The following is a 26733-nucleotide window of genomic DNA, read 5'->3' as shown; positions in this document are numbered from 1 at the left end:
TTATTAATATATCCTGTTTCAATCTCGCTGTCAATACTATTTCAAAATATTTTTTTGAGTTGTCTTAAGGACATATATAAATATAAACCGCCACGCGCAATAAATCAAGCCTTTATTTTAAAAAAGTGCATTTTAATTTTTTGGTAGTCGGCAATAAATAGCGTAATGCCCGCCAACACTATACTTCCACCCACTATTTGCGACAGGCTCAAATACTCTCCAAGTATAAAATATGCAAGGATAGCAGCACCTATGGGTTCAAAAAGGATCGCAATTGATATGACATTGGTACTCACCCACTTCAAAGCCCAATTGAAAAGAGTATGGCCCAGCAAGTTTGGAATCAACGCCAACAATAAGAACCACATCCATTCGGACGCCGGATACGGACCAAATGATTCTCCTTTAAATATGATATAGAAGAATAATGTTATGGTGCTGATTCCGTATACCACGAATGTATAGGTCACTAAAGACAATCTTTTCCGCACGTCTTGACCAAACAATAAGTAAGCAGTTATCAATGCACAAGCAATCAAGGCCAACAAATCTCCAAATAACGCACTTCCGCTCAATTTGAAATCCCCATAGCCAATCAGCACACTGCCAGAAATCGCAATGGCTCCAGCCACCAATGTTTTTAAAGAGAGCTTCTCCTTGAAGAAAAAATATGTACCCGCAAAAGCGAACAACGGCTGCAGCGTAACAAGCACTGTTGAACTGGCCACCGATGTATAATTCAGCGATTCAAACCACAAAATAAAATGAAACGCTAAAAATACGCCAGCTATTGTTGTGAAGGTCCAGTCCCTTTTGCTTAGCTTTTTGATTTCATGGGTATATTTGAGGAAGAAGACCGGACTCATGATCACTATAGAGAACAACATACGATAAAAAGCAGTGACTCCTGAATCCGCAGATGTCATTTTAACAAAAATAGCTGACAATGCCACTGAGAAAACACCTATTATGATCGGAATGTACGGGTGGATAGTCGGTTTCTCCATATAAACACCTCTTCTGCCAATTTAATTTGCCGACAACGCACGTACTAAGTTTGCCACTTTGTCTAGGCAGAATCAATAAAAGAAGAAAAAATGGAGGAGATCTCAATGGAGTTTTTCAGCGCTATGCAAATTTCTTCATTTGAAACTTTCTTTAAACTCGTGATAGCCGCTCTTTTAAGTTTAGTAATCGGGCTAGAAAGGGAATTAAAAAGAAAGCCTGTCGGATTAAAGACAAGTGTCGTCATCTCTACTTTCAGTTGTCTGTTGACCATCATCTCGATTGAATCAGCTTATATAGCCCAAGGCAGCGAGTATGATAACGTGAACATTACAATGGACCCGCTTCGTCTTGCCGCCCAGATTGTATCCGGCATTGGTTTTCTGGGTGCAGGCGTGATTTTGAAGCGCGGCAACGATTCTATCTCAGGGCTGACGACCGCCGCGATGATTTGGGGAGCCGGCGGAATCGGTATAGCAGTGGCGGCAGGCTTCTATATAGAAGCTTTGACTGCTGTCCTGCTTGTCTTGATCGGCATAGAAGCTTTGCCTCCCTTACTTTTCAAGTATGGACCGAAGCGCTTAAATATGGTCGAAGCCAACTTGAAAGTAATCGTATCCGATCGGTCATCAATCCGGCAGGTGTTGGATGAATTAAAGGCTGGAGGGTCACTTATCGAAAGCATATCCATTACGCATTCCGATAAGGAGAGCAATGTCCCCTTCCACCAGCTGACAATCCGTATGTCTTTTTCTCAGGAAAAAGATACAATTGATCTGTATCAGGAAATATCTGATATGGAAAAAGTAAAACAAGTTGAAATTGAACTGATTTAACGAAGGAGGAATTTGGATGAAAGAGTTTTTCGGATTATTGAAACAAGGTAACAAGCCGTCCCTGACAGCCGCAATCATTAATACATTTATCGCCATCATGAAAGGTGTTGCATTCTTCTTTACCGGGAATGTCGCGATGTTCGCCGAGACGATGCACTCCATCGGGGATGCAGCCAACCAATATTTTGTCTTTATCGGTTCGGCGCTTTCAAAGAAAGCACCCACTAAACGATTCCCGAACGGTTTTGGGCGCCTGTTAAACATCGTCCTTCTCGGCGCTGTACTGATTGTCGGAATCATGGCTTATGAAACAGTTGTCGAAGGCTGGCATCAAATGACAGCGCCTGTAGAAGCGGAAGGTTTTATCATCAGTGTTGTGGTCTTATCTATTGCTATCCTTCTTGAATTTTTCGTTCTATATAAAGCAGGTAAAGAAGTTCTGCATGAAGCAGGCGTCAAAGGAGGAGCTATGGCTCCACTTACCACGAGCTTTGCCCATTTGAATCGTGCCAAGCCTGCAACTAAGTTGGTATTCCTAGAGGACTTAGTGGCAACTTCAGGCGGCGTATTGGCATTAGTTGCGGTATTGATCGCACACTACACAGGATTTCTGCAAATCGAAGGAGCAGCTTCCATCGCGATCGGATTTATGATGCTTTACGTGGTAGCCAAAGTCTTTATGGATAATGCACGTGGAGTTATCGGGGAAACTGATGAGCAGATGGTTAACCACATCGCCCATATCCTAACCGATCATCCTGACGTTCGCGACATTAAAGAATTGGAAGTTGTTAAAGAAGGGGAATTTCTTCATGTGGAAACCAAGATCGAAGTCGATCCACAGTTGACTGTCCCTGAAGCAGATGCGCTGCAGGAACGTCTAGCGGAAATCATCCTCAGCCAGCCGAGTGTTGATGACGTCATTGTCTCACTCGATGCAGATGACGGCGAAACACATTGGACACACCTTAGCAGCCGACCAGAATCTCTTAATAAAAAATAAACAAAGAAAAAAGGCTCAGCGTAAATGCTGAGCCTTTTCTTATAGAGACGCCTGAAGAATTTCTTTAACGTCTTCGTCTTTCAATTTTGCAAAGTTACCGAATTCACCATAGACCATAGCCTTTTCTACCATTACATCAATTTTCGAATCATCGATGTCGTAGTAGTCCAAACGTGTCGGCGCTCCCAGAGAAGTCCAGAACGCTACCAAGCGGTCGATTCCTTCATAGGCAATATCCGTTTCCGATTTGCCAGTTGCATCCACATCAAAGACACGGACTGCCATTTGAGCAAAACGGCCAGGATTCACTTTAACGTTATGGCGCATCCATTGCGGGAAAAGAATCGCCAATCCGCCCGCATGGGGAATATCATAGACAGCTGATACGGCGTGTTCAATATTGTGTGAACCCCAGTCACCTCTATAACCCATTTCAAGGAATTTATTTAAAGCCATTGTTCCGGCAAACAAGATCGTTTCGCGGTGTTCGTAGCTTTGCAAGTCTTCCATTAACTTCGGTGCAGTTTCGATAACCGCTTTCAGTACCCCTTCACACATCCGGTCTTGAACAGGTGTATTGGTGGCGTCATTAAAGTATTGCTCAAAAATATGGGACATCATATCCACAATTCCATATACCGTATGATTTTCCGGTACCGACAATGTGTAAGACGGATCCAAGATCGAGAATTGCGGGAATGACAACGGGCTTCCCCATCCGTATTTTTCTTGTGTTTCTTCATTCGTGATAACCGAACCGGCATTCATTTCAGAACCCGTTGCCGCAATCGTTAAAACTGTACCAAAAGGCAAGGCTTCCTTCGGCTGAGCTTTCCGGGAAACGAAGTCCCAAGCATCTCCGTCATACTTAGCCCCACAGGCAATCAGTTTCGTGCAATCAATAACTGAACCGCCACCGACAGCCAAAATCATCTCAATGCCTTCTTTTTTACAGATTTCAATGCCTTTGCGGGCAGTTGAGATCCGCGGATTCGGCTCTACTCCAGACAACTCGAAAACTTCAAGATCTGCATCTGACAACATTTGAATGACTTCATCGTAAAGGCCGTTTTTCTTGATGCTGCCACCGCCGTATACCAATAACACTTTTTTGCCGAATTTCGGCAATTCTTTTTTAGCCGCTTGAAGCTGGCCTTTACCGAAAATAAGTTTTACCGGGTTGTAAAATGAAAATGCGTTCATCCAATCATCCTCCTCTATTCAGGTTATATTATGTAGTTTCTCAAATAAAAAAGCAAAAGATTGAGACAGAAAAACCGTCAGGATGAGAATCCCGACGGTTTTTCCTATGCATTAAACCCAGCCACGGAAGCGTGAAGCTTCTGCAGTTCTGCGTGCACCTACCATATAAGCGGCTAGACGCATATCAATATTGCGTGTAGTTGCTACATTATAGACATTTTCAAAAGCATCAACCAATTTTTTGTTGAGTTTTTCGTCCACTTCTTCTTGCGTCCAATAATAACCTTGGTTATTTTGCACCCATTCAAAGTAAGATACGGTAACTCCACCAGAACTTGCCAGGACGTCAGGAACCAAAAGGATTCCCCGATCTGTCAGCATTTTCGTAGCTTCAGCTGTAGTTGGGCCGTTTGCGGCTTCGACGACAATGGAAGCTTTGATGTCATTGGCGTTTTCTTCTGTGATTTGATTGGCAATCGCTGCCGGAACCAGGATATCGCAGTCCAATTCAAACAATTCTTTGTTGGTGATGGTATTATCGAATAACGTGGTAACCGTTCCGAAACTATCGCGGCGGTCCAATAGGTAATCGATATCCAAACCATCCGGGTCATGAAGGGCGCCATAAGCGTCGGAAATACCGACCACTTTAGCTCCCGCATCATGAAGGAATTTTGCCAGGAAGCTACCCGCGTTACCGAAACCTTGAATGACAACACGAGCACCTTTCATATCAAGACCCCGTTTTTTTGCAGCTTCGTTAATACAGATAGTCACTCCTTGAGCCGTTGCTTTGTCGCGGCCTTGAGATCCACCAAGAACAATTGGTTTACCCGTAATAAAGCCAGGAGAGTTGAATTCATCGATTTTGCTGTATTCATCGTACATCCACGCCATAATCTGCGAGTTGGTAAACACATCAGGTGCCGGGATGTCTTTGTTAGGTCCTACAATCTGACTGATCGCACGGACATATCCACGACTCAATTTTTCGATTTCGTGCATGGACATTTCGCGCGGGTCACAGATGATTCCACCTTTTGCTCCACCATATGGCAATTCTACAATCCCACATTTTAATGTCATCCACATGGATAAAGCAATGACTTCGTCACGATTTACATCCGGATGAAAACGGACTCCACCTTTTGTCGGTCCTACCGCGTCGCTGTGTTGTGCACGGTAACCCGTAAAGACTTTTGTTTTGCCATCATCCATACGCACCGGAATGCGCACTTCCATAAGCCGCATTGGTTCTTTTAGAAGTTCGTACATCGCATCTTCGTATCCAAGCTTATCCAATGCAGTTTTAATAACATTCTGCGTTGACGTCAACAAGTTCAAGTTTTCAGACATTGTATTAGTTCGCCTCTTTATATTTTAGTAATTACTCAGCATCTAGTGTAACACATGTCAATATTTATGTGCCATCTGAATGCTATTTAGAGAACACTTTTTGAATGCGCTCAATTGCCCAGTCCAACTCTTCTTTTGAAATGATCAACGGAGGAGCAAAACGGATGACCGTATCATGCGTTTCCTTGCATAAAAGGCCCAACTCTTTTAATTGTTCACAGTAAGGTCTTGCAGCTTCAGTCAATTCCATACCGATGAACAATCCACGGCCTCTGACTTCTTTCACTGAAGGGTGGTCGATTTCACGCAATTTCTCCATGAAGTATTCACCCAGCTCTTGGGAGCGCTCAGAAAGTTTCTCATCAAGCAACACTTCCATAGAAGCGACTGAGACAGCACAAGCAAGCGGGTTCCCGCCGAATGTTGAACCGTGTGATCCCGGATTGAATACACCCAAGATGGATTTGTCGGCTACGACACATGAAATCGGGAAGACTCCCCCGCCAAGCGCTTTGCCTAGAATATACATATCAGGATTTACATCTTCCCATTCACAGGCGAACATTTTTCCAGTACGTGCAAGTCCACATTGGATTTCATCAGCGATGAAAAGAACATTGTTTTCGCGGCAAAGTTCTCTTGCTGCTTTCAGGAATCCTTGTGGAGGCATAATGATCCCCGCTTCTCCTTGAATCGGTTCGATCAAGAATGCTGCAGTATTTGGCGTAATGGCATTTTTCAATGCTTCCAAATCTCCAAAAGGAATCAAGTTGATTCCCGGAAGCATCGGGCCAAAGCCTTTGCGGTATTCAGGATCGGATGATAATGAAACAGCGGTCATTGTACGGCCATGGAAGTTTCCGTCGCATGCAATAATCTCTGCCTGGTTATCCGCAACACCTTTAACATCGTATGCCCAACGGCGCGCAGCTTTGAATGCCGTTTCTACAGCTTCAGCACCTGTATTCATCGGCAATGCCATTTCCTTGCCGGAAATATCGCAGATCATTTGGTACCATGGAGCCAATTTGTCATTATGGAAAGCACGCGAAGTCAAGGTAACGCGGTCCGCTTGATCTTTTAGTGCCTGAATGATTTTCGGGTGGCGATGCCCTTGGTTGACAGCCGAATAAGCTGACAGCATATCCATGAACTTGTTGCCTTCTGGATCTTTTACCCAAACACCTTCTGCTTCAGTAATAACGATCGGCAGTGGGTGGTAGTTATTCGCCCCGTACTTTTCTGTCTGTTCAATGATGGCCTGTGTCTGTGTCATGTAAATTCCTCCTTTTTTAAAAAAGGCAGACCTTCGTCTGCCTTCTTAATGAATTATTATACCATTTGTTGTTTGTTAATACATTCAAAAAATGAATCAATACATTTCAGAAGTTGTTTTTGCTTGCATGTGAAGACCAATGTAATCTGGTCCGCCAGCTTTTGAATCAGTACCGGACATATTGAAGCCACCGAACGACTGGTATCCGACGATTGCGCCTGTACAGCCGCGGTTGAAGTAAAGGTTTCCTACATGGAAATCTTCACGGGCTTTTTCAAGATTTTCACGGTTGTTGGTAATTACTCCACCAGTCAAACCATATTCCGTGTTATTGGCGATTTCGATTGCATGGTCAAAATCTTTTGCTTTCATCAAGCCGACAACCGGGCCAAAAATTTCTTCCTGCATAATGCGGGCTTGAGGATCAAGATCAGCAAAGACTGTCGGGTTAACGAAAAAGCCTTTAGAATCATCTCCATCTCCACCAGCGACCAAACGGCCTTCTTCTTTACCGATTTCAATGTAGCTCATGATTTTCTTGTATGAATTGCCGTCGATTACTGGCCCCATGTAGTTTGACTGCTCTGTCGGATCTCCGATGGTCAATTCTTTCGTCAACTCAATAACACGTTCTAAAACAGTATCGTATACATCTTCTACGATAACTGCGCGTGATCCGGCTGAACATTTCTGTCCACTGAAGCCGAAAGCAGATTTTACAATCGATTGTGCAGCAAGCTCAAGGTCAGCTTCTTTATCCACAACCATTGTATTTTTTCCACCCATTTCAGCAATCAGGCGTTTCATCCAAACTTGCCCTTCATTCACTTTTGCAGAACGTTCTGCAATGCGCAGGCCGACTTCCTTAGATCCTGTGAATGAGATGAAGCGTGTGTTCGCATGATCCACTAAATAATCTCCGACTTCAGATCCTGGTCCTGGAATATAGTTGACTACACCCGGTGGCATGCCCGCTTCTTCTAGAACTTCAATGAATTTATAAGCAACGACTGGAGTAGTTGAAGCAGGTTTCAATAGAACAGTGTTTCCAGCTACCATTGCTGCAACTGTTGTTCCGGCCATAATCGCGAAAGCGAAGTTCCAAGGAGAAATAACAACACCTACTCCTAAAGGAATATAGTCATAGCGGTTGTCTTCGCCTGGGCGGCTTTCCACTGGCATGCCGTCTTTCAGGCGCAGCATTTGGCGAGCGTAGTATTCCATAAAGTCGATTGCTTCTGCTGTATCTGCATCTGCTTCGTTCCAAGGCTTGCCTGCTTCTTTTGTCAAAAGTGCCGAGAATTCATGTTTGCGGCGACGGACGATTGCAGCTGCTCTCATCAGTACATCAGCGCGGACTTCAGGTTTTACTTTTTTCCACGTTTTAAAAGCTTCGTCAGCTGCTTGCATTGCTTTTTCAGCCAACTCTTTAGATGATTTCGAAACGTTTCCAATTAGTTCTTCTTTATTTGACGGGTTAAATGACACGATTTTATCTTCGGTAGTGATGCGTTCGCCACCAATAATTAACGGATAGTCCTGACCTAGGTAAGCTTCAACTGTCTTCAAGCCTTCCAGGTAGTCTGTACGGTTTTTTTCAATCGAGAAATCTGTGAACGGTTCGTGTTTGTAGGGAATCATGTAAATCCTCCTTGAGTTTTAAGTAAGCGCAAAAAAAATTTGCACTTTTAAACTGCTTCCATATATAATAATGCAAAAGATTGTTGCATAATTCAAGTGTTTTTGTTTAAAAAGTCAAAATAATTTTGGAGTGAGCATTTTGAAGTCCGATCATATCGATTTATCCCCTTTCTATAAGTTTGCCGGAGAACATGTGGCAATAGGGATCCATGCCATAGATACCAAGGGAAAAACCATTCTTTATAATAAAAAGATGCGTGAAATAGAGGGATTTGATTTTGAGGAGCTGGCAGATCGGTCTCTTTTGGAGATGTTCCGTTTCGATCAGCATGAAAGTACATTATTGAAGGTTCTTCAAAGCGGAACACCTGTCTTCAATGTTAAGCAGACCTATTGGAACCGCAAAGGCCAGGAAATTACGACGATCAATGACACGTACCCGGTGTTTGAAGAACGAAAACTGATCGGTGCCATTGAATTGTCGCGTGATGTAACGACGCTTGAAAAAGTGATTTACCAGCCCCTGAAAAAATACGGGGAGCCCATTACTTTCTCAGCGATTACGGCCGTTTCCAAAAGCATGAAAAAAGTCATTGCCACCGCCGAAAAAGCTGCAATGGCGAAATTGCCCGTTCTGCTGGTAGGAGAATCAGGAACCGGCAAAGAATTGATTGCCGAAGCTATCCACTGGGCCCATACTTCCGAAAGGCAGATGTACACCCTCTATTGCCATGGAACAGACGGTACCCTGCTCGATCAATTAGGGGAAGAAATCGAGCAAATGGGAGATGGCACCATTTACTGCGAACGGATTGACTTATTGCCTTTGCCGATGCAGGAGCAACTGCTGAAGATGGCAGAAGAGCGGTCGCGCGGCAATACGTATTTCATCGCCAGTGTCGGCGATGATCCTGTCGAATTGATCGCCTCCCATAAGTTATTGAAAGACCTGTACTATTTCTTTTCTTCCATGACCATCAAATTGGATCCGCTGCGCCACCGAAAAGAAGATATACTTCCGTTCGTCGAAGATTATTTTTCCCGACATCGGATGATGGTCGGTTCAGTCGTACACGGCTTAGACAAGGAAGTAAGTGCCCTATTCCATGCCTATGACTGGCCAGGCAACTTAAAGGAACTGGAATTGCTGCTTGATGAAATTACTTCGTTGCTGACAACACAGGAAGTTGTCACCGCGGACATGCTGCCCCATCACTTTAAGCTGAAGACCGATTTAAAGGGTGCACACCAGCCTGAAGATTTCATTGTCCAGTCCAATACAGAACTGCTGCCTTTAGAGGATTATTTATTTGAAGCGGAAATGTATTACCTGCAGAAGGCGATGGACCTGCATGGAAATAATGTCACAAAAGCGGCGGCTGCACTTGGCATGAGCCGCCAAAATCTACAATACCGATTACGGAAAATCAAAAAAAACGAAGCGCAGACATGATGTCTGCGCTTCGTTTTTATGTTTTTCTTATTGTCCAGACTCTAGCACCCAGCTCTTCGGGTCATAAACCAGTCTGGCTATACGGCTGAAAACAAGCCGTTCTGCTATTCTGTCTTATGCCTGTCAGAGCTTAGCGGGCGCTTTCGCTTTTCTTACTGTCCAGAACGTTTGATCCACTCTTGCATTTTGTCTTTCAAAGAGTTGAATCCTTCAGAGTCACTTTCGTTTACATGTGACTGAAGAGATTGTTTTGGTTTTTCAGTCTTTTGAGCTGCTGGTGGCTGCTCTTGAAGTGCGCGGATTGAAAGGCTGATTTTTTTAGATTTCTCATCAACTTCCAATACTTTTACGTCAACTTCTTGTCCCACTGCCAAATACTCACTTACTTCTTTCACGTAACCGTGAGTGATTTCTGAAATGTGGACCAATCCTTGTGTTTGGTCGTCTAAAGCTACGAATGCGCCGTATGGCTGGATTCCTGTAACTTTACCTGAAACCGTATCGCCTGTTTGGTATGTTTTTGTCATGTTTACCCGCTCCTAGTCATATCTAATTGTCCTGTACACCTATTGGCATCTGTATATTATAGCACAACTATATGCTGATAGTAAAATCAGTAACTATTTAACTCCGACATACGCCAGCCATCTGCGGTTTTCTTCATGAATAAGACTTCTTCGTACAGGTTATCCTGCGCCCCGGCTTCATATTGAATTTCAGCCCTGCCAGTGGGTATTCCGGAATGGGCACCATCAAAAAAGGTCTTGAACGTCAATTGATGGAATTCGGAAAACGGGCGGAAACTGTGCAGCTCCAAAAAAGCCTCGAATCTTTCATCTGGCAGGTCCTTTTCAGCTACAAGCTTTCTCATGGCCGGGATATCTTCGCTTTCAACTGCTTTAAAGAATACGCCTGCCACTTCTCCAGGTTCGGTATCGCTAGGCAGCTGTTTTTCGGAATCCCCTGAAATCATTCCATAAAGCGAGTCGACTGTCCGCTTGAACTGCTGATCTTGCCCCTGCAATTCGTAACTTTCATATCGCTGGTAATCGACTTGCCAAATTCGGTCTTTCTCAGTGACCAGCATCAGTTCCAGGCGTTCATCATACTGCTCCGCTTGTATATGATGGGGATAAATAAAGATTTTTTCTTTTACCCGCTGCTTGTAGGTGTCTTTGGAAAGTTCTACCCAGGCCACATTTTCCGTCAGCTTCGGAATATTTTGCCACTGCTCCTTAAATGCTGCAAGCGGCGGCTTTAATGGGCTGTCTGCCAAAAGGTGCCATAACGTGTCCCTGTCATTGATTTCATTGGCATAATGGTACATGAACAGCACATCCAGGGGCGGAACACCCGCCAGAAGCTGCAGATCGTAGGATGCCCGGAAAGATTCGTACAATGGTTTAATGCGGCTGTAATCAAAATCTTGCAGGTCGACAAACTCTTCTTCAAGCTCCAGATCGCCATTCGGCAAACGGCCGGCAAGGCTTCCCGCCTTCTCCATTTCCAGCGCATCCAAAATATCATGGAACTGCAGTTCATCGTAATGTGCGGAAGCAGTCCATCCGCTCGCTTCCATTTCATCCAGGATCGGCAGCAGAAGAAAAGCCATGGGATTGGATGAAGCGGCATTGTTCCAAGCGGCTCTATATTCATTCTTCACCTTGCCTTGGTCATCAAAAACAGGCGAATTGTCATTGCCTTTCATCATTTGCCAAAAAACTTGCTGGTAAGCGACTTCCGTTCCGTCAAATAGAGATGTTTCTCCCCACTCATCCAATAATGCCATTTCCATAAAAATCAGTTTCTGTGGAACATTTTCAAGAGGAACCAAAAATCCATTGTCGTTAAAATAAGGTTCTTCACTCCACATCTGCAAATACTGCCCCGCATAGGGATGGCCAATGAATGGCTGTTGCTGCTGCAAATAATTAACGTCCCGAACGGTCCGGAAATGTTCTCGTTCCATATCGACAAAAGGAAAAAGTGCATACTCGGGCAAAGCTTCGACAAGCAACCTCAACTCTTCAGGAAATACATCAGGCTGGGCCCTAAGCTTTTCCGGAGATAGCTCGCCCATAACGGCGGTAGTTTCCAATTCTTCTTGATAATTCAGCAGTATGTTGTCTGCAAAATGCTGCAGTTCGGTCGCTTTTGCTGTGTAATTCCGAAGAAACTCATTCACTTCTTCAGAAGGCAGTGGATGAGAGGCACCTAACGAAAGAGCCATGCCCCGCGGTGTTTCAATCTGCCAAAGGATCTGTTCAACAGCAAGCTGCATAGCCTCGGGGTCGCCTTCTAATGAATCCACCGCTCTGTCACTAAAAACACGCTCCATTTCAGCATCCGCTTGTTTGACATAATCAAGCTTTCCATATTGTTCCGGAGACATCCCCAATCGCTCAGGAGAAGAAGCTTTAACGCTTTCGTATTGTCTTTTCCAGTCTGCCATCATGTCCTCTGTCACTGTTTCGACTTGCTGCCATTCTGTCGTACCGGCGGTTTTTGTCTGTTGGTCGTCCATCATAAAACTGATGCCGATGATAGACGCTATAAACAGTCCTGCACCCCCCAGCAGAACCGCCGTTTTTCTTCTGAACGGCCGAGGAACAACCGTTTTTGCGGAAGCATCATCAGCGAGAGGAACTCCGATTTCAATAGGTTTTTGTAAGCCAGCAGGCTTCGGGGGCTCAAAACGCCGGTAAGATTTCTGGAGCATCTCCAAACGCAGCAGAAGCTGCTGCTTACTATAATGAAAAGTTTGCTCTAAAGTTGCTAACCCCTGTTCCACTGATCGGGTTGCCTGCGATTCCGGCATGCCCATCACCGTGGCAATATCCGTTTTTGTGCAGTTGTGAAAAACAGCCAATACTAAAGGGATTTTCTGGTCCGGTTCTAATTTCTGCAGCTCACTGTGCAGTTCATTGTCTTCTGGAAAGCCGAGTATGGCCTGATCGGAATCTGTTTGAAGTGGAGCGGTATATGTTGAATATTGCTTAACCATAATTTTAAAGAGTTGCAATTGCGCCTGTTCTTGCGTCAAGCCGCCGATTTCCTCAAACAATAGCTGCAGGCACTGGCGTTGAAAGTCAGGCAGTACTTCTATAGAAACACCTAATTGGTAAGCAAAGCGGCCACTGTCCGGTTGGATAGTCTCTGCCCATTCATAAAAAGCAGCTGAATTTCCTTTTTGGGCCTGCCCGTAGAGATTTGTTTCAGAAGCCATAGTTCCACTCTCCGATTCGTTTGAATAATCAATTTTTTATCGTTTTGATTATTATACGGCCAAAATGCCTCAGCGTTTCAAATACTGCTATTTTTTTTACTGCCTGTCGTGTAAAATGAGTGAATCTATATGAGATAGGAGTGACATGATGAAAAAACGTGATCAATGGAGTTCTAAGCTGGGCTTTGTTCTTGCAGCTGCAGGCAGTGCCATCGGCTTAGGCGCCATTTGGAAATTCCCATACGAAACCGGTGCAAACGGAGGCAGTGTCTTTATTCTGCTGTTCATTATCAGCACCGTGGCAATCGGATTGCCGATTCTTCTTGCAGAATTCGTTATCGGCCGTCGAGGCCAGGCGGATGCTGTCAGCGGATTGAAAAAACAAGCTCCCGGTAAACCATGGTATTTGATCGGATGGTCTGGATTTATCTTTTCGTTTCTTATATTGTCGTTTTACAGTGTTGTGGGAGGATGGGTCCTATCTTATTTGGGACGCTCCATTCTGTTCCAGCTCTCGGATTTAGGAGATGCCGAGTTTGCCAACTTGTTTAATGGCATCATCACTAATCCATGGGAAGTCCTTCTTGCCCAAGCCGCTTTCCTGGGCTTGACCATCTGGATTGTCCAAGGAGGGATTAAAGGCGGAATCGAACGTGCCAGCAAAATCATGATGCCGGCTTTGTTGATTTTCTTCCTGATTCTGATGATCCGGTCACTGACGTTGGACGGCGCCATGGAAGGCGTACGCTTCATGTTTATTCCGGACTGGTCTTTCTTTAATTTCGAGACCGCATTGGTTGCACTTGGACAAGCGTTCTTCTCTTTGAGTGTCGGTGTTGCAGGAATGATCACTTATGCGTCGTACCTGTCCAAGTCGGAAAATCTCACACGCTCTTCTGTCAGCGTAGTCTCGTTGAACATCGTGATTTCCATCATGGCTGGGCTGATCATCTTCCCGGCCGTCTTCGCTTTAGGCTATACGCCAGATCAGGGTCCGGGGTTAGTGTTCATCATTTTGCCAGCGATATTCGACCAATTGTTCATGGGTGAGTTCCTGATGATTATCTTCTTTATCTTGTTGTTGTTCGCTACGTTGACTTCGTCTATTTCTATGCTTGAAATCACGGTATCGATCGGTGTCAAAAACAAATATGACCGCCGCCGCCGAGTCGCGTTGATTTTTGGCTTAATGATTTTCATCGTCGGTATTCCGAGTGCCTTGTCTTTCGGTGTTATGCCGCAGGAAATATTCTTCGGCTTTACGTTCTTTGATTTCATTGATACTTTGACCAGCAGAGTCGGCTTGCCGCTTGGGGCTTTATTTACATCCTTGTTTGCAGGCTATGTTTTGACAAAGCAAGACGCCCACAACGAGCTTTCCCAACAGAAAGTCTGGGTTGATGTATGGCGGGTACTGGTGCGTTATGTCGCACCGATTGCCATCATTGTCGTCTTTATCCAAGGAATCATCGCTATTTTCCAATGAGTGGAAACTGTTCAAAAAAAGCCACAACTTGTTCTATCGAAAAAATTCTGTGCATGATACTATATAAATAGAAGAAAGTTCCATATAGAAGGAGTGGATAAATGTGAAAAACGATTTACACGCCCAATTAAAAGCGCTTCGTGAAGAGCGTAACCTTTCATTAGATGAATTGTCCCTAAAAACAAGAATCGGTGTCGCTAAGCTACAAGCCTATGAAAGCGGCGCAGAAGTCCCATCAAACCAAACCATTTTGATTCTTTCAAATGCGTTGGAAGTTCCTGCTTCGAACTTAGTAGACGGATTAGGATCAAAATAAAGAGAAACTTCAATCAGTGGGGGTTTTCTTCATCCCCCACTGATAAAAAGCAGAACATAGGCTAAACGCGCCGCGTCCTGCGGCAACGCCTATGTAACCGACATCCTGTCGGCCCGATCCAATCGGACTTTTACGGTCAGTTGATCTCCCGCTTGTAGAAGCGGGAATCTTACTGCCCGTTAAAGCGGGATAAACCATCAACAAAAAAGAGCTTTCGACGAAAATTCGTCGATAGCTCTTTTTTTTGTTAAATAATGTGCTTCGCCTTATACTTAAGGGCAATCAATTTGTAGGAAATGTCCACACAGCGCTCCAGTGGAATCCACTTTTCAAAAGACGTTTTGTAAATACTTTGTATTTCTTTTGCAAGATCTGATGGATGGTCTAAAACTCCCAATTGCGTAATAACGTCTGCAATTTGCGTTTCATAACCTTCAGAACCGATGGTGAAAGGATCCCATTCTTCCAGGACCAAAACAGCTTTTCTGTTCATTTCCCTTATTTCCATTAGTTTTTCACCTAACATTTCTCTAGCGTTAAGGGCTATAATAGCACATACTCAAAAAAAGAAAAGCAGAAAATCCCGTTACAAGGATTTTCTGCAGTGAACTACTGTTTTAAAATTTCTATAGATTCGATGGTTACGTCTTCGACAGGTTTTTCCTGCTCTGTTTCAACCGCAGCAATGGCGTCGACCACGTCCATGCCTTCGATCACCTGGCCGAATACGCTGTGTTTGCCGTCAAGCCAAGGTGTGCCTCCTTGTTCCAGGTAAGCTTTCCGAATTTCTTCCGGATAATCGCCAGCCAAATCCCCTTCCGCTACCGGAGGAGCCTGAACAATGAAGAACTGGCTCCCATTAGTCCCAGGTCCGGCATTGGCCATCGACAATGCACCACGGATGTTGAAAAGGTGGTCATGAAATTCATCTTCAAATGGAGCACCGTAAATGCTTTCGCCACCGCCCCCTGTACCGGTCGGATCTCCGGTCTGGAGCATGAAGTCTTCAATGACCCGGTGGAAAGTCAACCCGTCATAATAGCCTTCTTCTGCATGTGTTAAAAAGTTCTCCACGGTTTTTGGTGCAATTTCCGGGAATAGCTTAATTTGCATGGTTCCCATGGAAGTCGTCAGTTCGACTAGTGCTTCGTTGTCTGCCACTTCAGTGGACAACTGCGGATAACCGTCCACTTCAACAGCTGCGGTTTCTGTCGCTTCTGTTGGTTCTTCAGTCTTCGGACCCGCTTCTTCTGAGCATGCGCCAAGAAGTAATGCTAATAAAATTGGCGTTATCATTGTTTTTTTCATCGTTTTCACCCCGTTCTATTTTAGCATAGAAGTTTTTTGAATTCATTGGTAAGTTTCAACACTTTCTTCGTGAAGCGAAATATCATATAATAGGAACAGATGCTCCGTTCAGAAAGAAGGGGTCCATATGGATACTCAAAAAAAGAATTTCTTTATTATCATGTTCACCAATTTCCTGGTTGCCGGCAGCACCACGATGATTATGCCATTCTTATCTCTTTACATCGAATCGCTCGGCAATTTCACGGATGAATACGTCCAGCGCTGGTCGGGCCTGGTATTCGGCGTTACGTTTGTCGCCGCCTTGATCATGTCTCCAATCTGGGGGCGCATTGCTGACAAATACGGCTTTAAGCCGATATTAATCATCAACGGCTTTGGGATTGCCATCAGCATTTTCATGATGGGCACCGCCGACTCCGTTACCGAACTGTTTTTAATCCGTCTGTTCATGGGTGTGGTGACCGGGTTCATCCCTACTTCCCTGGCATTTGTCAGTTCGCAGACTTCTAAAGAAACGGCTGGGAAAACACTCGGAACATTGCAAATGGGCAGTGTTTCCGGGACGCTGTTTGGCCCTGTCCTCGGTGGCTTGATGGCAGATGCATTCGGCTTCCAGTATACGTTCCTCATTACAGCAAGTGTAATTGCCATTGCCGCTTTGTTTGTGGTTTTCGGTCTCCATGAAATCAGACGCGTCAAACAAAAAGGCGCCCATGTCTATGCACCGAAGACCATTGTCAACGGTATTTTAAGCCATCGCCTGATTTTAAATGTCATGATCATTACCGCGTTGATTCAAATCGGGAATTTCAGCATCCAACCGCTATTGTCTCTCTACGTTGCGCATCTGACAGAAGGCAGTGGGCAAGTGGCGTTTCTTGCAGGGATCACGTTCAGTGCAACGGGTGTCGGCAACTTGCTATTTGCGCGGCGCTGGGGCCGTTTGGGTGATTCCATCGGCTATGAGAAAGTTCTCGGATTTCTGCTGTTGTTGGCATTCATTTTTATCATTCCGCAGGCATTCGTCACCGAGCTTTGGCAATTGATCATTTTGCGCCTGCTATTCGGCATTGCAGTCGGCGGAATGATTCCAACCACCACCGCTTTGATGCGCCGGGAAGCACCGATTGAAATCCAGGGCGAAATCATGGGCTATAATACCAGTTTCCGTTTCCTCGGCAATATCATCGGTCCCATGTTCGGGGGTATCGTCAGCGGCTTTATCGGCATCTCTTCCGTCTTTATCGTAACAGGTGTGCTGTTCGTCCTTGCTTTCGGCTTCCTGCGCTATACGTTAGCAAAACCTGAACAGGATTTTGAAGACGTATTGTTGGAACAGGAATTAAAGAATATGTAAGCTCAGCTGGTTTTCATCGGAAAACCGGCTTTTTGCTGCTCTTTTTTCAAATTCACAAAATTAACATAATCAGGTTTCTTCCTATTACAAAAGCTCAGAGAAAGCCATAGGAATTCAGCTGTGCTAATTGATGAACGGTGCAAATCCACCTGATTTGCGTTATAATTTCTAATTAGAAACTCTTCACGTTTATCCCGCTTTAACGGAAAGCCATGCTCCCACTTTTATGCCAGGAGATATGCTGTCCACAGAACCCAATTGGATCAACAAACAATTCTTGAGGGATGAAGCACCCGCTGATTGAAGTTTCTCTTTATGCTGGAAGGAGGATTCATTTGTCATTTGTATTTTTAATCTTTTTACCATTGCTTGCAGCTTTGTTTATTCCGCTGCTATTTAAGAAAGTCGGAAAAATCCATACTGGCTGGTTTGTACTGGTTGTCCCTGTCGCGCTATTCATTTACTATCTCTCATTGCTTCCTACTACCATCGACGGCGGCAATTTAGTTTCTGAATTCCAATGGATCCCTTCGCTTGATATCGCATTCGTTGCATATATCGATGGGTTAAGCCTACTGTTCACTTTGCTGATTACCGGCATTGGGGCGCTAGTGGTGTTGTATTCCATATTTTATTTGGACAAACACCGTGAACAATTACATAACTTCTACGTTTATTTATTGATGTTCATGACGGCAATGCTCGGCATTGTCCAAAGTGACCATTTAATCACCCTTTACTTGTTCTGGGAATTGACATCGATTTCATCTTTCCTTTTGATCGGTTACTGGTATACTCGCGACCGGTCGAGATTTGGCGCATTGAAGTCAATGATGATTACTGTTTTTGGCGGATTGATGATGCTCGGGGGATTTGTGCTATTGAGCATTATGGGCGATACATATTCCATCCGCGAATTAATTCCGCAGGCAGCTGAGTTGGCAACACATGACTTCTTCATCTGGGCACTCGTTTTGGTGCTGTTCGGTGCATTCACGAAGTCTGCACAGTTTCCGTTCTATATCTGGCTTCCGGATGCAATGGAAGCGCCTACTCCAGTCAGTGCATACTTGCACTCAGCGACGATGGTTAAAGCGGGCCTTTACCTGGTGGCTCGGCTGACTCCTATTTTCGCACTATCCGGCACCTGGATGTGGCTGGTCGCCGGAGTCGGCTTGTTTACTATGTTCTGGGGTTCTTTCTTCGCCTTGAAACAAAAAGACCTGAAAGGGATTCTGGCTTTCTCGACCGTTTCCCAGCTGGGCTTGATCATGTCGTTACTGGGAGCTTCTGCTGCCGGCTATCATATCGACAATATAGCGGAAACCACATTCAAGTATGCAGGGTTTGCAGCTATTTTCCATTTGATCAACCATGCGGTCTTTAAAGGCAGCCTGTTCATGATTGCCGGTATCGTTGATCATGAGACCGGCACACGGGATATCCGAAAACTCGGCGGCCTCATGGGCTTAATGCCGATCAGTTTCACCGTCGCCATGGTCGGCGCCTTTTCTATGGCAGGACTGCCTCCATTCGGCGGTTTCCTGAGCAAGGAAATGTTCCTGACAGCCATGCTGTCTTTAACTGAATTCGATTTATTCTCCATGGACGTTTGGGGCGTTCTGTTCCCGATTGTGGCATGGCTTGGTTCTGTTTTCACATTCATCTACAGTTTCTATTTTGTGTTTCATACTTTTGCAGGCAAGCACAAGCCGGAGGAATTGCCGAAACCAGCGCACGAAGCACCGATCGGTATGCTGATTTCACCTATATTCCTTGCTTTACTTGTTATCGTGATTTTCTTTATTCCGAATCGCGTCGGCGACTGGCTTGTGAAACCAGCTGTAATGGCTATCCAGCCATTCTTGTATAACTCACCGTCAGAAGTGGATGTCCATGTATCAGCTTGGCATGGTTTCAATACTGAGCTCTTTATGACACTCGGCATTTTTGCTGTCGGCGGCCTGATGTTCTGGACGCTGCACAAGTGGCAAAAGAGCTACGACCGCTTCCCTGATTCTGTTTCATTGAATGCGTTATATGACAACCTGATGTTTATGAGCGATACCGGAGCGAACCGTTTTTCCAAGCTTTACATGACCGGATTTATCCGCTCTTATTTGGTGTATATGTTCAGCTTTGTTGTCATCATTGTTCTTGGAACGCTGTTCTTGACTGAATCTTTCGCTTTTGATGTGACTAACCTGGCACCAATCGGTTTTTATGAAATCGTTATTCTGCTGGCTTTGGTCGGCTCGACATTAACGATTTTGTTTTCAAAATCAAGGCTGACGGCGATTATCGCTCTCGGTGCAGTCGGCTATTCAGTTGCGCTGTTTTTCGTCATTTTCCGTGCGCCGGATTTGGCGTTGACACAACTGGTGATCGAGACCATTTCCGTTGCGCTGTTCCTGCTGGCTTTCTATCACTTGCCGCAGATCAGCCGCAAAGAAGAGCGCATGCGTTTCCGCCTTGGTAACGCATTGATTGCATTGGGTGTTGGGGTCACTATGACATTGGTCGCGCTGTCCGCTCACTCCCAGAAGTTCTTGCCTTCGATTTCTGAGTTCTACAAGGAAACGGTTTACTCCGAAGCAGGCGGCGGAAACATCGTCAACGTTATTTTAGTTGATTATCGCGGGTTTGATACATTGTTTGAGATTGCAGTGCTGGGCATTGCCGGTATTGGCATCATTACCATGATTAAACTGCGTATGACCAAAAAGGAGGGTCAGCATGAGAACAAATGATGTCATGCTTCAAACGGCTACAAAAGTAGTGACTTTCATCATCCTGATGTTTGCCGTCCATATATTTTTTGCTGGACATTACACACCGGGCGGCGGCTTTGTCGGCGGCTTGTTGACTACCAGTGCAATCGTGCTGCTGATGCTTGCGTTTGATATTGAAACCGTTAAAAAAATACTGCCGCTCAATTATGTGACGATGACAGCGATCGGCTTGCTGTTGGCACTTGCCACTGCTGCCGCCTCCATCATCTTTGATGTTCCATTTTTTACACACGCTTATGATTATTTTGATTTACCGCTTTTCGGTAAAACTTCTCTGCATTCAGCGATGCTGTTCGATGCAGGTGTTTACCTGGTTGTTGTCGGTGTAACGATGACCATTATTCAAACGATTGGAGAGGATGAATAATGGAGATAATAATGTCGGTTGTCATCGGATTTCTCTTTATGGCAGCTGTTTACTTAATGCTTTCAAAAAGCTTGATACGCATCATCATCGGGACTGGGCTATTGAGCCATGGCGCCCATTTGCTGTTATTGACGATGGGTGGCCTTGGAGGAATCTCCCCTCCTGTCGTGGCAGACGGAGTCAGTGTCAGCGATTACGCTGATCCGCTCCCACAGGCATTGATTTTGACGGCAATTGTCATTTCATTTGCTGTTACTTCATTTTTCCTAGTGCTTGCTTACCGGTCTTATCAGGAGCTCGGTACCGACAATATGGATTTGCTGAGAGGAACTGAAGACCATGAGTAATTTACTGCTATTTCCAATCATCATTCCTTTGTTTTTTGCTACTGTCCTGATGATTTTCCCGAAGCGCCTGAAACTTCAGCGATTTCTTGCTGCAACCGGCGCTTCCGCAACGTTGATTGCTGCTTTGGTGCTATTGGCTAAAGTAAATGCAGAGGGTGTCCAAGCTGTGACACTTGGCAGCTGGCCGGCACCGTTCGGCATATCCATGGTATCGGATCCATTGTCCGCTTTACTGGTGGTCACAACTTCGATCATCACCTTATTTGTTGTGTTTTACAGTTTTCCGACAATTGGTGTGAAACGTGAGCAGTCCTTTTATTATCCGGCTGTCCTATTTTTGATGGTCGGTGTCAATGGCGCCTTTACGACAGGCGATATTTTCAACTTGTTCGTATTTGTCGAAGTGCTGCTAATGGCTTCTTATACCTTAATCGTCCATGGTGGAGAAAAACCGCAACTGCGCGAATCCATCAAATATCTGTTGGTGAACATCATTTCATCCGCTTTATTTGTAGCAGCTGTCGCTTTCCTCTATTCTGTTACCGGAACGTTGAACATGGCGGATTTGGCAGTGAAGATTCCACAAATTGAAGAAACCGGGATCCTGACTGTCATAGCTGTCATGTTCCTAGTAGTCTTCGGTTTTAAAGCCGCAATCTTCCCACTGTACTTCTGGCTACCGGGGTCGTATTACTCGCCTCCTGTTCCAATATTGGCTCTGTTTGGCGCTTTGCTGACAAAAGTCGGCGTCTATGCAATCATGCGTACATACACGCTGTTCTTTAACATGAATATCACCTTTACCCATGAATTGCTTGGAATCATTGCAATATTGACCATCCTAGCCGGATGTATCGGTGCCCTTGCCTATTTTGACGTTAAAAAGATCATCATCTATAACATCATCATTGCTGTCGGTGTGATTCTATTCGGGATTGCGCAATTAAACCAGCCTGGAGTTGATGGCTCCATCTTTTATCTGCTACATGATATGCTGATCAAAGCAGCCTTGTTCTTCTTAGTCGGCATTGTAGCGGTCTTGTTCGGTACGACCGACCTCCGGAAAATGGGTGGATTGATCAAAACCTACCCGTTTCTCGGCTGGACCTATCTGGTTGCAGCATTCGGCCTTGCCGGCATACCTCCGCTTAGCGGATTTCCAGGCAAGCTGCTGATTGTCCAAGGCGGCTTTGAAGGTCCGCAATTCTGGGGCAGCATTGTCATCCTGGCAACTAGCCTGATTGTGCTATTGAGTGCTGTACGCATTTTCATCTATGCATTCTGGGGCGAACCGGTTGAAACCGTTCCTCTAAAGAAATCCGTTTTTAATCAAATGTTTATCCCGACGGTCATCCTCGTTGCCATTACAGTGGTATTTGGGGTCGGTGCGGAACTCTTCATGCCGTTCATTTCAGGCGCGGGTGAAGTGCTGCTGAATCCATCCATCTATATAGATGCGGTATTAAAGGAGTAGGTGACATATGGCTTTACAAATCTTATTGAATTTCTTCCTGGCCTTTGTCTGGATGTTCATGACCGTTTCCTTTAGCCCTGCAGGATTCGCCATCGGCTTCCTTGTGGGCCTCGGCATCATCATTTTAATGCGCCGGTTCTTTTCCTACCGGCTGTATACTTCCCGGGTGTGGGCCGTCATCTTTCTGATCCTGTTGTTTCTTAAAGAACTGCTCATGTCGAGCATCCAGGTACTGCGGATTGTCCTTAAACCCAATATGAACTTAAAACCAGCTATTTTCGAACTGGAAACTGAGTTGAAAGAGGATTGGGAAATCACCCTTTTGTCTGCTTTAATCACATTGACGCCTGGAACACTGGTTGTCGGTATTTCAAACGATCAGAAAAGGCTCTTTATCCACGCACTCGATTTTGAAGACATCGATGATGCTGTCAATTCAATCAAGGATACATTCGAACGTGCCATTCTGGAGGTGAGCCGCCCATGATGATGTTTTACTGGATTTCACTTATCATTGTCAGCATAGGATTTACAGGGTTGCTTTACCGGCTTGTTAAAGGTCCGACAATCGCTGACCGTGTAGTGGCACTGGATGCCATCGGAATTTCACTGGTGTCAATTGTTGCTTTGCTGTCCTTGATAAATGAAACGGAATTCTTCCTGGAAATCATCTTGTTGTTGAGTATTCTGTCCTTTATTGGAACTACTGCCTTCGCGAAATTCCTTGAGAGAGGAGAGATTTTCGATCGAAACGACCATCGTTAATATCCTCATCATTGTATTAATGAGCACAGGAGTCCTTTTCAGCGTAGTTACAGCGTTAGGGCTTATCCGTTTGCCGGATGTCTATACACGCACACACGCCGCCTCCAAGAGCTCTACGCTTGGCGTTCTCTGCGTATTGATGGCCACCTTCATCCATTTTTGGATGATTGAAGGCATCTTCAATACACAGATGGTCATCGCCATTGTCTTCCTCTTTATCACGGCTCCTGTAGGCGGCCATTTGATTGGACGCGCTTCCTATATGTCCGGCATCAAAGTGGCTGAAGAAACGGTCCGTGACGATATGAAAGACGCTTTGAAAGAAGAAAAGAAAGAAATAGACGAAAACAAAAGTATCGAACATTGAAAAGCAGCCTGCAGAAAAAATTCTGCAGGCTGCTTTCTATTTGATTCTTCTTTTATTTTCTAAAGCTTCTGTTGTGTTTCAGTCTTCGTCTGCCACCTTTTCAATTAGCATCGCTAAAGTTCTGACCATTGCACCGGTTCCGCCTTTTGGCCCCAAATCATGTGGGCCGTCTGCATCAGAGGTACCTGCAATATCCAAATGAATCCAAGGAGTATCGCCGGCGAATTCACCGACAAACCCCCCGCCGAAAATCATATGGCCATCGCGGCCAGGCGAATTATTCAAATCGGCCACGTTGCTTTTCCGGATGCGCTTCTTATCGCTTTCTGTTAAAGGCAAACGCCAGACAAACTCGCCACTTTCCATAGAGGCCTCCAGGAAAGTTTCGAAAAATGCTTCGTCATTCGTCAAAGCACCTGTTTTGTCTTTTCCTAACGCTACAATAACGCCGCCTGTCAGCGTCGCTACATCGACAATACGAGTGGCACCAAGTTGCTTCGCATAGCTCACGGAATCTGCCAGCACCAATCGCCCTTCAGCATCGGTGTTAAGGATTTCAATGGTTTTACCACTCATGGATGTAATGACATCATCTGGTTTGAAAGCATTTCCTGAAATCATGTTATCAGTTGAGGCAATAACCGCTATGACATTTTGCTTCGGCTGCAGCTCTCCAATGATCCGCATTGCTCCTAGCACTGCAGCGGCACCGCCCATATCGCCTTTCATGCCGACAATGCCGTCCTTCGGCTTGATCGAATAGCCGCCAGTGTCAAAGGTGATCCCCTTGCCGACAAGCGCCAATGGGTTTTCAAAGCCTTCTGTCGCTTTGTATTTCAAAACGATCAGGCGAGGCTCTTCAATCGATCCTTGGTTAACTGCAAGAATTGCACCCATGCCCAATTCTTCAAGCTCGGCTTTGCCTAATATATCCGTTTCAAAGCCGTAGGTTTCGCCAAGCTCCCGTGCATACTCTCCCATCGCTGTTGCCGTTAAGATGTTCGCCGGCATATTGACAAGGGTCCGGGCTTCATTAACAGACTGGCCGAAAACAGAACCGATGATTGCAGCCGATTCAATATCCTCAGAACCGTCATTGGATAGGAAAGTCAAAGCTTCCAATTTTACTTGTGTTTCATTGGAAGTCGTCTTGTAATCATCAAAACTATAGCCTCCCATGGTAATCGCTTCTGCAGCCAAAAAGGCAACATCTTCTGATGTGACTTTGTCATTCTCAAACGATTCCAGGTAGACTGCTGCATGCTTAATTTTTTTCTTGGCTAATTCTTTGCCTGCCAATCCAAAGCATGAACGCAGGTCTTCTTCCGTCAATTTCTTGCGGTCATTCAACCCAATAAATAAGACGCGTGGAACATCTCCAGACATTGCCGGATAGGTGATCAACGATTTTAAATCGAATGACAGATCATCTTTGACCCAGCCTTCTAATTTGCCATCAAAACGCTTTGCAAATTCATCCCATCCTCTGCTGTTTTCCGGATGTCGGCTTAAGCCGACAATAAGGATTTCGGCACCGCTATTCTGTGAATGCTGCTGTAAGTTGATTTGCATAAAATTCCTCCTTTATCTGTTCTCTTTAAGTGTAGCATTTAATTCGAAATTCGAGTAGTTCGTGTGACGAAGGAATAATCAGCGTTCGCAAATTCCACTTTTCTGATGTACGATAAAACCATAGTCAGACAGAAAGGTTGTGGTCCCACATGGAAATTTTTTCTAACTTGCCTTTAATGATTGCCTTATTCGCAATTCTGTTCGCTCAATTTATAAAAATCCCTATTCAGTACGCTGTAACGCGTGAACTTGATTGGAAGCTGTTTTCTTCAACCGGCGGAATGCCCAGTTCCCATTCAGCTGCAGTAACGTCTTTAACGACGGCAGTGGCTTTCGAGCATGGCGTCTCTTCCACAATATTTGCTGTTTCAACGATGTTCGCAGTCATTACCATGTACGATGCTACCGGCGTTCGGTTTCAGGCAGGCCAGCAAGCTTTGACAATCAACAAAATGCGGCAGGATATCTACCTTTTCATGGATGAAACCAGAAAATGGCCGCAGAAAAAAGAAGAAGAAAAGATTGAAGAACTGAAAACTCTTCTAGGCCACAAACCAAGTGAAGTTTTCATGGGCGCTTTGACAGGTATAGCGATTTCATTCGTTTTCTATGGCATACTGCGCTAACCAATAGAATCATTAAAAAATCGCCGATCCGGATAACCGGAAAGGCGATTTTTTTAAAACATTTGATATCCCATTTTACGAAGGATCTTCATCACAAATCCTGCTGTGATGGCGCCAGCCCAACCGGCTAATAATACGGCAATATCACTGCCAGTCATGGAAGTGATCGTGTCTCCAAGCATTGAAAAAGATTCACCCGGATTCGTAAAGTAATCGAATACGCCTACGTCATCCACCACCAGCAAAATGACAATCGGATAAACGATAGCCATCAGCCAAGTCATGCGCAGCAACATATTCAACAAAAACCCGATCCCAAAAAACATTACATAAAAAAGCAACATAGATATAATCAATTGCACAATCGTAAATGAACTGTTCATGAATTCTAACCTCCGTTATTCCCTTCATCAGTTTACCCGAAAAAACAGAGGCTTTCAATCTAGGAGAACAGAGTTCATCGCTTTGTCACTTATGATAGAAAAGCGGAGGCAGCCGTTCAACTTCGACAGGCATAAGACCCTCTGGCTGTTCAGCATTTTTTCAGCTGCACAGCTGGAGTGGCTTGTGTTCCGAGGTGTTGGCTGCTGGAGCCTAGACACCGAAAAGTGGGGCAACCGAAGTAGCAGTAGGACACCGGCAAAAGCGTGGAGACCCTTATACAGAAATTCTCCATAAAAAAAGAAACGAACGGTGTTAAGTGATCCGTTCGTTTCTTTTTGTTATTTTTTACCGGAACCGGAACAGCAGGAGCAAGTTTCTGAACCGCCCAGCCGCAATTGAAAATATCCTTGTCCAGCACAATAAGGGCATTGGTTGACGTTTTTAGTCTTTTTGAAGATCGTCATTCGAAACACCTCCTTCTGTTCTTGTTTGTAATATTCTGATAATATAGCATGGAATTCAAATAAAGTGCAACTAAAAAGAAAAAAAATAACGCATCTCGCGTTATTT

At 44.9% G+C, this 26733-nt stretch carries 26 protein-coding genes; 14 read left to right on the top strand and 12 right to left on the bottom strand.

The window, feature by feature from the left end:
• Nucleotides 1-104: 104 nt before the first annotated feature.
• Nucleotides 105-1007 carry a DMT family transporter gene (locus tag QMA01_RS16350; protein ID WP_290186705.1) on the bottom strand — a complete coding sequence of 301 codons (903 nt, stop codon included), beginning with the start codon at nucleotides 1005-1007 and terminating at the stop codon, nucleotides 105-107.
• Nucleotides 1008-1112: 105 nt separating this feature from the next.
• On the opposite strand from QMA01_RS16350, the gene QMA01_RS16345 reads away from it, so the two are divergent.
• Together QMA01_RS16345 and QMA01_RS16340 are read left to right on the top strand one after the other, a co-directional pair.
• The gene (locus tag QMA01_RS16345; RefSeq protein ID WP_191716476.1) at nucleotides 1113-1841 is read left to right on the top strand and encodes an MgtC/SapB family protein; all 729 of its coding nucleotides are present in this window, start codon (nucleotides 1113-1115) and stop codon (nucleotides 1839-1841) included.
• Between the two features lie 16 nt (nucleotides 1842-1857).
• On the top strand, nucleotides 1858-2844 hold the full coding sequence (locus QMA01_RS16340; RefSeq protein WP_290186704.1) for a cation diffusion facilitator family transporter: 987 nt from the start codon (nucleotides 1858-1860) through the stop codon (nucleotides 2842-2844).
• Nucleotides 2845-2883: 39 nt separating this feature from the next.
• On the opposite strand, the gene QMA01_RS16335 is transcribed toward QMA01_RS16340, so the two are convergent.
• The 4 genes from QMA01_RS16335 to pruA all read right to left on the bottom strand — a co-directional run bounded on the left by QMA01_RS16335 (nucleotide 2884) and on the right by pruA (nucleotide 8320).
• On the bottom strand, nucleotides 2884-4047 hold the full coding sequence (locus QMA01_RS16335; RefSeq protein ID WP_290186703.1) for an iron-containing alcohol dehydrogenase: 1164 nt from the start codon (nucleotides 4045-4047) through the stop codon (nucleotides 2884-2886).
• Nucleotides 4048-4158: 111 nt separating this feature from the next.
• A complete protein-coding gene (locus QMA01_RS16330) occupies nucleotides 4159-5403 on the bottom strand; it encodes a Glu/Leu/Phe/Val family dehydrogenase (RefSeq protein WP_191716479.1) in 1245 nt (414 codons plus the stop codon).
• A gap of 82 nt (nucleotides 5404-5485) precedes the next feature.
• Nucleotides 5486-6679 (bottom strand): ornithine--oxo-acid transaminase, encoded by a 1194-nt coding sequence (locus QMA01_RS16325; protein WP_290186700.1) that lies wholly within the window; start codon nucleotides 6677-6679, stop codon nucleotides 5486-5488.
• A gap of 96 nt (nucleotides 6680-6775) precedes the next feature.
• Complete coding sequence (pruA, locus tag QMA01_RS16320) at nucleotides 6776-8320, bottom strand: L-glutamate gamma-semialdehyde dehydrogenase (protein ID WP_290215492.1); 1545 nt, start codon at nucleotides 8318-8320, stop codon at nucleotides 6776-6778.
• A gap of 139 nt (nucleotides 8321-8459) precedes the next feature.
• Between pruA and QMA01_RS16315 the strand changes: the two genes are divergently transcribed.
• Nucleotides 8460-9773, top strand: a complete 1314-nt coding sequence (locus tag QMA01_RS16315) for a sigma 54-interacting transcriptional regulator (RefSeq protein WP_191716482.1) — start codon at nucleotides 8460-8462, stop codon at nucleotides 9771-9773.
• A gap of 152 nt (nucleotides 9774-9925) precedes the next feature.
• Here QMA01_RS16315 and yugI read toward each other — a convergent pair whose 3' ends face one another.
• On the bottom strand, nucleotides 9926-10300 hold the full coding sequence (yugI, locus tag QMA01_RS16310; RefSeq protein WP_006828542.1) for a S1 domain-containing post-transcriptional regulator GSP13: 375 nt from the start codon (nucleotides 10298-10300) through the stop codon (nucleotides 9926-9928).
• Nucleotides 10301-10386: 86 nt separating this feature from the next.
• Nucleotides 10387-12999: a hypothetical protein gene (locus QMA01_RS16305; RefSeq protein WP_290215491.1), complete on the bottom strand. Its 2613-nt coding sequence runs from the start codon at nucleotides 12997-12999 to the stop codon at nucleotides 10387-10389.
• A 148-nt stretch (nucleotides 13000-13147) separates the two neighbouring features.
• Here QMA01_RS16305 and QMA01_RS16300 point away from each other — a divergent pair, with 148 nt between their 5' ends.
• Together QMA01_RS16300 and QMA01_RS16295 are read left to right on the top strand one after the other, a co-directional pair.
• Nucleotides 13148-14485 carry a sodium-dependent transporter gene (locus QMA01_RS16300; RefSeq protein ID WP_191716646.1) on the top strand — a complete coding sequence of 446 codons (1338 nt, stop codon included), beginning with the start codon at nucleotides 13148-13150 and terminating at the stop codon, nucleotides 14483-14485.
• Between the two features lie 103 nt (nucleotides 14486-14588).
• Entirely contained in the window at nucleotides 14589-14801 is a 213-nt protein-coding gene (locus QMA01_RS16295) for a helix-turn-helix domain-containing protein (protein WP_203341030.1), read from the top strand.
• A gap of 247 nt (nucleotides 14802-15048) precedes the next feature.
• Here the strand turns inward: QMA01_RS16295 and QMA01_RS16290 are convergent, their stop codons facing one another.
• Both QMA01_RS16290 and QMA01_RS16285 read right to left on the bottom strand, forming a co-directional pair.
• Nucleotides 15049-15309, bottom strand: coding sequence for a DUF1871 family protein (locus tag QMA01_RS16290; RefSeq protein ID WP_290215490.1), 261 nt, complete (start codon nucleotides 15307-15309; stop codon nucleotides 15049-15051).
• Nucleotides 15310-15410: 101 nt separating this feature from the next.
• A complete protein-coding gene (locus QMA01_RS16285) occupies nucleotides 15411-16109 on the bottom strand; it encodes a peptidylprolyl isomerase (RefSeq protein WP_290215489.1) in 699 nt (232 codons plus the stop codon).
• A gap of 127 nt (nucleotides 16110-16236) precedes the next feature.
• On the opposite strand from QMA01_RS16285, the gene QMA01_RS16280 reads away from it, so the two are divergent.
• The 8 genes from QMA01_RS16280 (at nucleotide 16237) to mnhG (ending at nucleotide 23581) form a co-directional block, all read left to right on the top strand.
• Entirely contained in the window at nucleotides 16237-17469 is a 1233-nt protein-coding gene (locus tag QMA01_RS16280; protein ID WP_191716488.1) for an MFS transporter, read from the top strand.
• Nucleotides 17470-17804: 335 nt separating this feature from the next.
• Nucleotides 17805-20219, top strand: a complete 2415-nt coding sequence (locus tag QMA01_RS16275) for a Na+/H+ antiporter subunit A (protein WP_290215488.1) — start codon at nucleotides 17805-17807, stop codon at nucleotides 20217-20219.
• A complete protein-coding gene (locus tag QMA01_RS16270) occupies nucleotides 20206-20628 on the top strand; it encodes a Na(+)/H(+) antiporter subunit B (RefSeq protein ID WP_191716490.1) in 423 nt (140 codons plus the stop codon). Before QMA01_RS16275 ends, QMA01_RS16270 begins: the two co-directional genes overlap by 14 nt.
• Complete coding sequence (locus QMA01_RS16265; RefSeq protein ID WP_191716491.1) at nucleotides 20628-20975, top strand: Na(+)/H(+) antiporter subunit C; 348 nt, start codon at nucleotides 20628-20630, stop codon at nucleotides 20973-20975. The genes QMA01_RS16270 and QMA01_RS16265 overlap by 1 nt, the downstream gene beginning before the upstream one ends.
• On the top strand, nucleotides 20968-22449 hold the full coding sequence (locus QMA01_RS16260) for a Na+/H+ antiporter subunit D (protein ID WP_290215487.1): 1482 nt from the start codon (nucleotides 20968-20970) through the stop codon (nucleotides 22447-22449). Before QMA01_RS16265 ends, QMA01_RS16260 begins: the two co-directional genes overlap by 8 nt.
• Before the next feature lie 7 nt (nucleotides 22450-22456).
• Complete coding sequence (locus tag QMA01_RS16255) at nucleotides 22457-22936, top strand: Na+/H+ antiporter subunit E (RefSeq protein WP_191716493.1); 480 nt, start codon at nucleotides 22457-22459, stop codon at nucleotides 22934-22936.
• A complete protein-coding gene (locus QMA01_RS16250; protein ID WP_191716494.1) occupies nucleotides 22933-23214 on the top strand; it encodes a Na(+)/H(+) antiporter subunit F1 in 282 nt (93 codons plus the stop codon). Before QMA01_RS16255 ends, QMA01_RS16250 begins: the two co-directional genes overlap by 4 nt.
• Complete coding sequence (gene mnhG, locus QMA01_RS16245; protein ID WP_225218616.1) at nucleotides 23174-23581, top strand: monovalent cation/H(+) antiporter subunit G; 408 nt, start codon at nucleotides 23174-23176, stop codon at nucleotides 23579-23581. Before QMA01_RS16250 ends, mnhG begins: the two co-directional genes overlap by 41 nt.
• 78 nt (nucleotides 23582-23659) lie before the next feature.
• On the opposite strand, the gene QMA01_RS16240 is transcribed toward mnhG, so the two are convergent.
• The gene (locus tag QMA01_RS16240; RefSeq protein WP_290215486.1) at nucleotides 23660-25153 is read right to left on the bottom strand and encodes a leucyl aminopeptidase; all 1494 of its coding nucleotides are present in this window, start codon (nucleotides 25151-25153) and stop codon (nucleotides 23660-23662) included.
• A gap of 149 nt (nucleotides 25154-25302) precedes the next feature.
• Between QMA01_RS16240 and QMA01_RS16235 the strand changes: the two genes are divergently transcribed.
• The gene (locus QMA01_RS16235) at nucleotides 25303-25779 is read left to right on the top strand and encodes a divergent PAP2 family protein (protein WP_191716496.1); all 477 of its coding nucleotides are present in this window, start codon (nucleotides 25303-25305) and stop codon (nucleotides 25777-25779) included.
• 53 nt (nucleotides 25780-25832) lie between these two features.
• On the opposite strand, the gene QMA01_RS16230 is transcribed toward QMA01_RS16235, so the two are convergent.
• Together QMA01_RS16230 and QMA01_RS16225 are read right to left on the bottom strand one after the other, a co-directional pair.
• The gene (locus QMA01_RS16230; protein WP_191716497.1) at nucleotides 25833-26162 is read right to left on the bottom strand and encodes a YuiB family protein; all 330 of its coding nucleotides are present in this window, start codon (nucleotides 26160-26162) and stop codon (nucleotides 25833-25835) included.
• A 339-nt stretch (nucleotides 26163-26501) separates the two neighbouring features.
• Nucleotides 26502-26627: a YuiA family protein gene (locus tag QMA01_RS16225; protein WP_191716498.1), complete on the bottom strand. Its 126-nt coding sequence runs from the start codon at nucleotides 26625-26627 to the stop codon at nucleotides 26502-26504.
• Nucleotides 26628-26733: the final 106 nt, after the last annotated feature.

The organism is Planococcus notacanthi, assembly GCF_030407825.1.
GTDB classification, from domain to species: Bacteria; Bacillota; Bacilli; order Bacillales_A; family Planococcaceae; genus Planococcus; species Planococcus notacanthi.
The sequence above is the reverse complement of the archived record's forward strand: the minus strand, read 5'-3'. Positions and strand labels throughout refer to the sequence as shown.